Annotated in this window: 1 protein-coding gene and 1 pseudogene; both read right to left on the reverse strand. The window is 71.3% G+C overall.

From position 1 onward, the window contains the following. Window positions 1-353: pseudogene (locus tag TA90_RS06365) on the reverse strand (hypothetical protein); the annotation flags it as partial. Between the two features lie 101 nt (window positions 354-454). Then, window positions 455-2,216, reverse strand: a 1,762-nt coding sequence (aspS, locus tag TA90_RS06370; RefSeq protein WP_052450586.1) for an aspartate--tRNA ligase, incomplete at its 5' end; no start/stop codon positions are given.

The following is a 2,216-nucleotide window of genomic DNA, read 5'->3' on the forward strand; positions in this document are numbered from 1 at the left end:
AGTCGTCCACACCCACCGCCAGGTGCGCCCCACTCCGCTCCCTGGCGGACCGAGGCGGAGAGCCCGTGGCCGCTGAACTCCTCACCGTCGTAGCTGAGTGTGAGGTGCGGCGTCCGCACGAGGACGTCCTCGCCCCCCGGACGGGGTGTCCGGGTGAGGGTGGCCGTCACCGGGGTGAAGCCGCGGTCGACGACCATCTGGGTGGGGCGGTCCTCGAAGCGTCCCGAGGGCGACCACTCGACGCGCACCAGGCACTCGCTGAGCACCTGGATCCGCCACGTGTCGCCGGAGATGGTCATCGACGCCTCCGGCAGGCCGCAGGGTGCCGGGCGCAGGTACTGGGGCAGGGGCATGTCCACTCCTCGTGACAGGTGGGTGGTCGGTGGGGTGGTCGGGCCCCGGCGACCGGTGGTGGCCGGTCGCCGGGGCCCGGGTGTCGGAGGACCGGTGCCGCTCAGCCCTGCGAGGTGGGAGCCGAGGGGGTGCTCCCCGCTCCGGCGGGGCCGCCCTCGTCCGGGCCCTCCTCACCGCGCTTGCGCGGCTTGGCGTCCACACCCGCCTCCTTGCGCTGGGCGGCGGTGATGGGGGCCGGCGCCTCCGTCAGCGGGTCGTAGCCGCCGCCGGACTTCGGGAAGGCGATGACGTCGCGGATCGAGTCCGCCTTCGTCAGGAGCGCCACGATCCGGTCCCAGCCGAAGGCGATCCCCCCGTGGGGCGGGGCGCCGAACTTGAAGGCGTCGAGCAGGAAGCCGAACTTCTCCTGGGCCTCCTCCTCGCCGATGCCCATCACCTGGAACACGCGCTCCTGGACGTCACGGCGGTGGATACGGATCGAGCCGCCGCCGATCTCGTTCCCGTTGCAGACGATGTCGTAGGCGTAGGCCAGGGCGTGACCCGGGTCCTCGTCGAAGGAGTCCAGCCACTCGGGCTTGGGCGAGGTGAAGGCGTGGTGCACGGCGGTCCACTTCGAGTGGCCCAGTGCCACGTCACCCTCGGCCACGGCCTCACCGGAGGGCTTGAAGAGGGGCGCGTCGACGACCCAGGTGAAGGCCCAGGCGTCGGGGTCGATGAGGTCGCAGCGACGTCCGACCTCCAGGCGCGCCGCGCCGAGCAGCTCGCGCGTGGGGTCGGGGGCGCCCGCACCGAAGAAGATGCAGTCCCCGGGGGCCGCACCGGTCGCGGCTGCCAGGCCCTCGCGTTCGGCCTCCGTGATGTTCTTGGCGACGGGGCCGCCGAGGGTGCCGTCCTCACCGACCGTGACGTAGGCGAGGCCCTTGGCGCCACGCGCCCTGGCCCACTCCTGCCACTTGTCGAAGGTGCGCCGGGGCTGGGAGCCGCCCCCGGGCATCACGACGGCGCCGACGTAGGGGGCCTTGAACACGCGGAACGTCGTGTCGTGGAAGTAGTCCGTCAGGTCCACCAATTCGAGGCCGAAGCGCAGGTCGGGCTTGTCGGAGCCGTAGCGCTCCATGGCGTCCTTGAACGTCATGCGCGGGATCGGGGTCGCGATCTCGTAGCCGATGAGGGCCCACACCCGCTTGAGCACGTCCTCCGCGACCGCGATGACGTCGTCCTGCTCGACGAAGCTCATCTCGATGTCGAGCTGGGTGAACTCGGGCTGGCGGTCGGCACGGAAGTCCTCGTCGCGGTAGCACCGCGCGATCTGGAAGTACTTCTCCATCCCGGCCACCATGAGCAGCTGCTTGAAGAGCTGGGGGGACTGGGGGAGCGCGTACCAGCAGCCCGGGGACAGGCGGGCCGGCACCAGGAAGTCACGGGCACCCTCGGGGGTGGACCGGGTGAGTGTCGGGGTCTCGATCTCGACGAAGTCGTGGTCGTAGAGGGCCTCGCGTGCCACCCGCGACACGTGGGAGCGCAGGCGCAGCGCGTGCTGCTCGGGCTCACGACGCAGGTCGAGGTAGCGGTACTTCAGCCGCGTCTCCTCGCCCACGTTGCCGGCGTCCTCGGCATTGGAGGACACCTGGAAGGGCAGGGGCGCGGAGGGGTTGAGGATCTCGATGTCGTCGCCCATCACCTCGATGGCGCCGGTGGCCAGGTTCGGGTTCTCGTTCCCCTCGGGACGGGCGCACACCTCCCCCGTGACCTGGAGGACGTACTCGGACCGGAGCTCGTGGGCGACGGACTCGTCGCGCACGACGACCTGGACGATCCCGCTCGCGTCACGGAGGCCGACGAAGGCGACACCCCCGTGGTCA

Source organism: Actinomyces polynesiensis (assembly GCF_000820725.1).
Taxonomy (GTDB): Bacteria; Actinomycetota; Actinomycetes; order Actinomycetales; family Actinomycetaceae; genus Pauljensenia; species Pauljensenia polynesiensis.